The sequence below is a fragment of the Micromonospora inaquosa genome, from assembly GCF_003857055.1.
GTDB classification, from domain to species: Bacteria; Actinomycetota; Actinomycetes; order Mycobacteriales; family Micromonosporaceae; genus Micromonospora; species Micromonospora inaquosa.
In genome coordinates this window covers 22,021-28,679 of record NZ_QGSZ01000304.1, presented here as the reverse complement: position 1 = coordinate 28,679, position 6,659 = coordinate 22,021, and the positions used below count along the sequence as shown (strand labels likewise).

General features: G+C 70.7%; 6 protein-coding genes. 4 read left to right on the top strand and 2 right to left on the bottom strand.

Going from position 1 to position 6,659, the window contains the following annotated elements; genetic code table 11:
• Positions 1 to 200: 200 nt before the first annotated feature.
• Entirely contained in the window at positions 201 to 1,103 is a 903-nt protein-coding gene (locus tag DLJ59_RS27885; RefSeq protein WP_124776097.1) for an aldo/keto reductase, read from the bottom strand.
• Positions 1,104 to 1,225: 122 nt separating this feature from the next.
• Positions 1,226 to 1,693, bottom strand: coding sequence for a nuclear transport factor 2 family protein (locus DLJ59_RS27880; protein ID WP_124776095.1), 468 nt, complete (start codon positions 1,691 to 1,693; stop codon positions 1,226 to 1,228).
• 334 nt (positions 1,694 to 2,027) lie between these two features.
• Between DLJ59_RS27880 and DLJ59_RS27875 the strand changes: the two genes are divergently transcribed.
• Genes DLJ59_RS27875 through DLJ59_RS27860 form a run of 4 tightly spaced genes read left to right on the top strand, consistent with a single transcriptional unit; the run spans position 2,028 to position 6,646 of the window.
• On the top strand, positions 2,028 to 3,782 hold the full coding sequence (locus tag DLJ59_RS27875; protein WP_124776093.1) for an ATP-binding protein: 1,755 nt from the start codon (positions 2,028 to 2,030) through the stop codon (positions 3,780 to 3,782).
• A gap of 25 nt (positions 3,783 to 3,807) precedes the next feature.
• Positions 3,808 to 4,137, top strand: coding sequence for a TcmI family type II polyketide cyclase (locus DLJ59_RS27870; protein ID WP_124776091.1), 330 nt, complete (start codon positions 3,808 to 3,810; stop codon positions 4,135 to 4,137).
• A complete protein-coding gene (locus tag DLJ59_RS27865; RefSeq protein ID WP_124776089.1) occupies positions 4,134 to 5,405 on the top strand; it encodes a beta-ketoacyl-[acyl-carrier-protein] synthase family protein in 1,272 nt (423 codons plus the stop codon). The genes DLJ59_RS27870 and DLJ59_RS27865 overlap by 4 nt, the downstream gene beginning before the upstream one ends.
• Complete coding sequence (locus DLJ59_RS27860; protein WP_124776087.1) at positions 5,402 to 6,646, top strand: ketosynthase chain-length factor; 1,245 nt, start codon at positions 5,402 to 5,404, stop codon at positions 6,644 to 6,646. Before DLJ59_RS27865 ends, DLJ59_RS27860 begins: the two co-directional genes overlap by 4 nt.
• Positions 6,647 to 6,659: the final 13 nt, after the last annotated feature.

Below are 6,659 nucleotides of genomic sequence, written 5' to 3'. Positions count from 1 at the left end.
ACATCCACGGCGAACGCTTCAAGCCGTTGCCGCACAACCGAAAGCTCGTCAGGGGTCACCGCAACATCGAACTACCCAGACCGCCCCGATGACCCCACGACACGCCGACCTAACAAAGCACTACTAGGGCCTGTTTCCTAAGGCCGGCCAGTCCTTAGGAAACAGGCCCTCGCTCAGTCGCCCGTGCGGTCGGGGCGGACTCAGGCGTTACGGCTGGCCCGGTCCAGTCGGTCCAGGTCTGCCCCGTCGAGGACGAGTTCGGTGGCGGCGACGTTCTCCTGAAGGTGGGCGACCCGGGTGGTGCCCGGGATCGGCACCACCGCCACCCCCCACACGTCGGCCTGCTGCTGGACCCAGGCCAACGCGACCTGCCCGGGGCGGACCCCGTGTCGACCGGCGATGTCGCGGACCACGCCCTCCAGGCTGGGGGAGACCTCGCCGATGTGCGGTGGGCGGCTGCGCGGGTACGGTTCCAGGTTCAGCCCGCCAGCGCCTTGCGGGCAGTACGGCACTACGCCGATGCCGAGTTCGCGGCAGACCGGAAGCACCTTCTCGATCTCCCGGCCGACCAGCGACCACTGCGACTGCAGGGCGGCGATCGGGTGGACCGCGTGCGCGGCCCGGATGTCCGCACTATCCACGTTGGAAAGCCCCAGATGCCGTACCTTGCCGGCGTCGACCAACCCGGCCATCGCGCCGACGGTCTCCTCGATCGGCACGCTGTGGTCCCGGTCGTGTAGGTAGAACAGGTCGATCACGTCCGTCCCCAGTCGGGTCAGACTGGCGTCGCAGGCGGCCCGCACGTACGCGGCGTCGCCGCGGGCGCCCAGTTCGCCGTGCGGCGTGGGCACGACACCGAACTTGGTGCACAGGATCGCCTCTGCGCGGCGCTGCCCCAGGGCACGCCCGACCAGCACCTCGTTGCGGCCGCCGCCGTACAGGTCGGCGGTGTCGAGCAGGGTGGCGCCCAGGTCCAGCGCCCGGTGGATCAGTGTTACGGCCGCACGGTCGTCGTCTGGGCCACGGGATGCGCCGAGGCGCATGCAGCCCACGCCCTGGATCGGAACGGTCAGGCCGGTGGATCCCAGTGGGGTGGTACGCATCGCGTCCCTTCGCGGTCTGCTCCGGTTACGGAACGTACGGTACCGGATCGGTCACGGCGCGGAGCTGTCTGCGCGACCGCAGGTCGGCGCCGACGATCGTGGCCCGGGCCGGAGACTGGCCCTCAGCGGAGCTGCGCCGGCTTCGGCGGCTCGCCGGTCTTCCAGATGAGCCGGAACGACAGCGACCGCAGGCGCCACCCGTGCGCGGTGAGCACCGCCTCGCCGTCGGCGGCGGTGCCGGTGACGAACAGTTCCTGCGACGTCAGCACCTGGGTGGAGATCAGGTTTGTCCGCAGCCGGGCCCGGTCGCCGTCCAGGTCGACCACTGCTGGCGAGTTCAGGTGCTGGGTACTGTCGAACTTCGCCATCGCGGTGCGATGGAACCCGGCGAGCCCCTCGATGCCCTGGTGTCGCCCGACCGGGAACTCGACCACGGCGTCGGCGGTGAACAGCGACCTGGCCCAGGCGTCGTCCAGTCCGGCCGAGTCGAGCCCGACCAGGTAGCGGTCGAGCAGAGCGGCCACCTCGCTCCGGTGGACCGCCGCCGCGTGCCGGGCAGCGGCCAGATACTCGGTGTCGACCGTGGACATGCGCGACTCCCTGCTGTTGGGTGGCCCGGGTCTCACCCCGAAGGCTCACCCATCGGTCTCGGCCGTTCAAGCCGACCCCGGCACATATGTGGTTCCCGGCGGCATTCTTGACGCTCGCCTGACACTCGGCCGATCGGGGCCTGACATCCGCGGGCGCGGCCTTTTATTTACCGGGGAACCGCGCTGACACGACTGCAAGAAGCTGACCCAATCCTGCCGCGCCCCGTATTGAACGCCGGAACCGGGTCGAGAAGCATTGGCCGTGGCCGCAGCAGACCGATTCTCCCGTCTTCCGACGCCACTTTCGCTGGGTGCACAACCAGGAGGCCGAATCGTGCGCAAGGTGCTTATCGCCAACCGCGGCGAAATCGCCGTCCGCGTTGCCCGTGCCTGCTCCGACGCGGGACTGGCCAGCGTGGCGGTGTACGCCGAACCGGACCGGGATGCGCCGCACGTGCGCGCCGCCGACGAGGCGTACGCGCTCGGTGGGAACACCCCCGCCACCAGCTACCTGGAGATCGCCAAGCTGCTCGACGTGGCGGCCCGCGCCGGCGCTGACGCCGTGCACCCGGGTTACGGCTTCCTGTCCGAGAACGCCGACTTTGCCCAGGCGGTGCTGGACGCCGGCCTGATCTGGATCGGGCCGCCGCCGCACACGATCCGCGTCCTGGGTGACAAGGTGACCGCCCGGCAGATCGCGCAACGGGTCGGCGCGCCCCTGGTCGCCGGTACTCCGGGCCCGATCGCCGGGCCGGACGAGGCGGTCGCGTTCGCCCGTGAGCACGGCCTGCCGATCGCCATCAAGGCGGCGTTCGGCGGCGGTGGTCGGGGCCTGAAGGTGGCCCGCAGTCTGGGGGAGATCCCGGAGCTGTACGCGTCGGCGGTCCGTGAGGCGGTGGGCGCGTTCGGGCGCGGCGAGTGCTTCGTCGAGCGGTACCTGGACCGGCCCCGGCACGTGGAGACCCAGTGCCTGGCCGACCGGCACGGCCACGTGGTGGTGGTGTCCACCCGGGACTGTTCGTTGCAGCGCCGGCACCAGAAGCTGGTCGAGGAGGCCCCGGCGCCGTTTCTGACCCCCGAGCAGAACGAACGCCTCTACACCGCCTCCAAGGCGATCCTCGCCGAGGCGGGCTACGTCGGGGCCGGCACCTGCGAGTTCCTGGTCGCCACCGACGGCACCATCTCGTTCCTGGAGGTCAACACGCGGTTGCAGGTGGAACACCCGGTGACCGAGGAGGTGACCGGCATCGACCTGGTGCGGGAACAGTTCCGGATGGCCGACGGCGAGGCCCTGGGGTACGACGATCCGCCGGCGCGCGGCCACTCGTTCGAGTTCCGGATCAACGCCGAGGACCCGGGTCGCAACTTCCTGCCCGCCCCGGGCACCGTCGGTGCCGTCACCACACCGTCCGGGCCCGGGGTGCGGCTCGACTCCGGCGTCGAGGCCGGCTCGGTGATCGGCCCGGCCTGGGACTCGATGCTGGCCAAGCTGATCGTCACCGGGGTGGACCGGACGCACGCGCTGCGTCGGGCCGCCCGGGCGCTCGGCGGGCTGACCGTCGAGGGCCTCGCCACCACGCTGCCGTTCCACCGGGCGGTGGTCGTCGATCCCGCGTTCGCTGGCGAGCCGTTCGCGGTGCACACCCGCTGGATCGAGACCGAGTTCGTCAACGACCTTCTCCCGTTCGACGGTCACCCGGACGACCCGCGCGACGACCGGGGCCGGGAGACCGTGGTGGTCGAGGTCGGTGGCAGAAGGATCGAGGTGTCGCTGCCGCCGGACCTGGGCGTGCCGTCCGCCCGGTCGGCCGGGGGCGTTCCCAGGACCACCCGTCCCGCGAGCCGCAGGGCGGCGCCCGCGGTGTCCGGTGACGCGGTGACCGCGCCGATGCAGGGAACCATCGTCAAGATCGCGGTCCGGGACGGTCAGACGGTGGCGGAAGGCGATCTGCTGGTCGTCATGGAGGCGATGAAGATGGAACAGACGATCAATGCCCACAAGGCCGGCGCGATCGTCGGGCTGACCGTCGAGATCGGTCACGTGGTGACCAGCGGAACCGCTATCTGCGAGATCAAGGCCCTGGCGTAACTCCGACCGAAGAAGGGGAAATGCAATGCACAGCACGTTGATCGTTGCCCGGATGGAACCCGGTGCCAGCACCGACGTCGCCGCCTTGTTCGGCACATTCGACGAGACCGACATGCCGCACCTCATGGGTACCCGTCGACGTCAGTTGTTCACCTACCGGGGGTTGTACTTCCACCTCCAGGACTTCAATTCGGACAACGGCGGGGAGCTCATCGAGAAGGCGAAGACCGACCCGCGGTTCGTCGCCATCAGCGAGGACCTGAAGCCGTACATCGAGGCGTACGACCCGAAGACCTGGCGGTCCCCGGCCGACGCGATGGCGACCAGGTTCTACAACTGGGAAGCGTCCGCATGACCGGGCGCAGAGTGGTCATCACCGGGGTCGAGGTGCTGGCTCCGGGCGGCATGGGTACCAAGGCGTTCTGGGAACTGCTCGCCGACGGACGTACCGCGACCCGCGGGATCACGTTGTTCGACCCGACCCCGTTCCGGTCCCGTGTCGCCGCGGAGATCGACTTCGTGCCCGAGGAACACGGCCTGAGTCCCCAGGAGGCCCGGCGGATGGACCGGGCCGCGCAGTTCGCCGTGGTCGCCGCCCGGGGCGCGGTGGCGGACAGCGGAATCGACATCGAGGAGTTCAACCTCTGCCGGGTCGGGGTCACCATCGGCAGCGCCGTCGGAGCCACCATGGGCCTGGACGAGGAGTACCGGGTGGTCAGCGACGGCGGTCGGCTGCACCTGGTCGACCACGCGTACGCCGTGCCACACCTCTACAACCACCTGGTCCCGAGTTCGTTCGCGGCTGAGGTGGCCCTGACGGTCGGCGCCCAGGGCCCGACCGGCGTGGTCTCCACCGGCTGCACCTCCGGCATCGACTCGGTCGGCTACGCCGCCGAGCTGATCCGGGAGGGTTCGGCCGACGTGATGGTCGCCGGCTCATCCGACGCGCCGATCTCGCCGATCACCATGGCCTGCTTCGACGCGATCAAGGCGACCACACCCCGGCACGACGACCCGCAGTCGGCGTCCCGGCCGTTCGACGGCACCCGCAACGGGTTCGTGCTGGGTGAGGGCGCGGCGGTGTTCGTGCTCGAGGAACACGACCGGGCGGTACGCCGGGGCGCGCACATCTACGCCGAGATCGCCGGGTACGCCACCCGTAGCAACGCCTACCACATGACCGGGCTGCGGCCGGACGGCCTGGAGATGGCCGAGGCGATCCGGGTGGCGCTGCACGAGGCCCGGATGAACGTCGACGAGATCGACTACATCAACGCGCACGGTTCCGGCACCAAGCAGAACGACCGGCACGAGACCGCCGCGTTCAAGCACAGCCTCGGCGACCACGCCTACCGGACCCCGGTCAGCTCGATCAAGTCGATGGTCGGGCACTCGCTCGGCGCGATCGGTTCGATCGAGATCGCCGCATCGATCCTGGCGATGAAGCACGACGTGGTCCCACCCACCGCCAACCTGCGTACACCGGACCCGGAATGCGACCTGGACTATGTGCCGCTGCATGCCCGCGACCAGGCCACCGACGCGGTGCTGACCGTCGGAAGTGGCTTCGGGGGCTTCCAGAGCGCCATGGTGCTCGCCCGTCCCGACCGGCGCATCGCATGAGCGCCGCCGTGGTGGTGACCGGCCTGGGCGTCGTCGCCCCGAACGGCCTCGGTACCCGCGCCTACTGGGCCGCGACCCGCGCCGGCAGGAGCGGGATCGGCCGGATCACCCGGTTCGACCCGGACCAGTACCCGGCTCGGCTGGCCGGCGAGGTGTCCGGGTTCGTCGCCGAGGCCCACCTGCCCAGCCGGCTGTTGCCGCAGACCGATCGAATGACCCAACTCGCCCTGGTCGCCGCCGACTGGGCGTTGGAGGACGCGGGCATCCGGCCGCAGGACCTGCCCGCGTTCGATATGGGCGTGATCACCGCCAGCTTCTCCGGCGGCTTCGAGTTCGGCCAGGGCGAGCTGGCGAACCTGTGGGGCAAGGGCAGCGAGTACGTCAGCGCGTACCAGTCGTTCGCCTGGTTCTACGCGGTGAACAGCGGCCAGATCTCGATCCGCAACGGGATGAAGGGCCCGAGCGGAGTGGTGGTCGCCGACCAGGCCGGCGGGCTGGACGCGGTGGCGCAGGCCAGACGGCAGATCCGCAAGGGCACCGCGATGATCGTGTCCGGGGCGATCGACGCCACCATCTGCCCGTGGGGCTGGGTGGCCCTGCACACCAGCGGGCGGCTCAGCACCCGCGAGGAGCCGTCGCTGGCGTACCGGCCGTTCGACGAGGGCGCGTGCGGGCACGTACCCGGCGAGGGGGGAACGCTCCTGATCCTGGAGTCGGCCCGGGCAGCGGCGGACCGGGGCGCCCGGGTGTACGGCGAGATCGCCGGACACGGCGCCACGTTCGACCCGCGGCCCGACTCTGGTCGGGAGCCGGCGCTGCGGGCGGCGATCGAGTTGGCGCTGGCAGATGCCGGGGTGGATGCGTCCGAGGTGGACGTGGTCTTCGCCGACGCGGCCGGCGAGCCGCACCTGGACCGGGTCGAGGCGCAGGCGTTGGTCGCGGTCTTCGGGCCGTTCGGGGTGCCGGTCACCGCGCCGAAGACGATGACCGGCCGGCTCTACTCCGGGGCCGCTCCGCTGGACCTGGCGGCGGCGTTCCTGGCGATGGAGGAGGGCCTGATCCCACCCACGATCAACGTCGACCCGGTCGCCGACTACGAACTCGACCTGGTCGTGGCCGCGCCCCGGCCGGCCGAGCTGCGTACCGCGCTGGTCGTGGCCCGTGGCCATGGCGGCTTCAACTCGGCCATGGTGGTCCGTTCCGACCCGAACGCCGCCACCCGGCCGGCAGTGAACCAGTAGCGAGAAGGAGACA

Bases quoted from the DNA above. Each gene is read 5' to 3' on its own strand.
- DLJ59_RS27885 (WP_124776097.1), bottom strand. From the start codon at position 1,103: ATGCGTACCACCCCACTGGGATCCACCGGCCTGACCGTTCCGATCCAG.
- DLJ59_RS27880 (WP_124776095.1), bottom strand. From the start codon at position 1,693: ATGTCCACGGTCGACACCGAGTATCTGGCCGCTGCCCGGCACGCGGCG.
- DLJ59_RS27870 (WP_124776091.1), top strand. From the start codon at position 3,808: ATGCACAGCACGTTGATCGTTGCCCGGATGGAACCCGGTGCCAGCACC.
- DLJ59_RS27865 (WP_124776089.1), top strand. From the start codon at position 4,134: ATGACCGGGCGCAGAGTGGTCATCACCGGGGTCGAGGTGCTGGCTCCG.
- DLJ59_RS27860 (WP_124776087.1), top strand. From the start codon at position 5,402: ATGAGCGCCGCCGTGGTGGTGACCGGCCTGGGCGTCGTCGCCCCGAAC.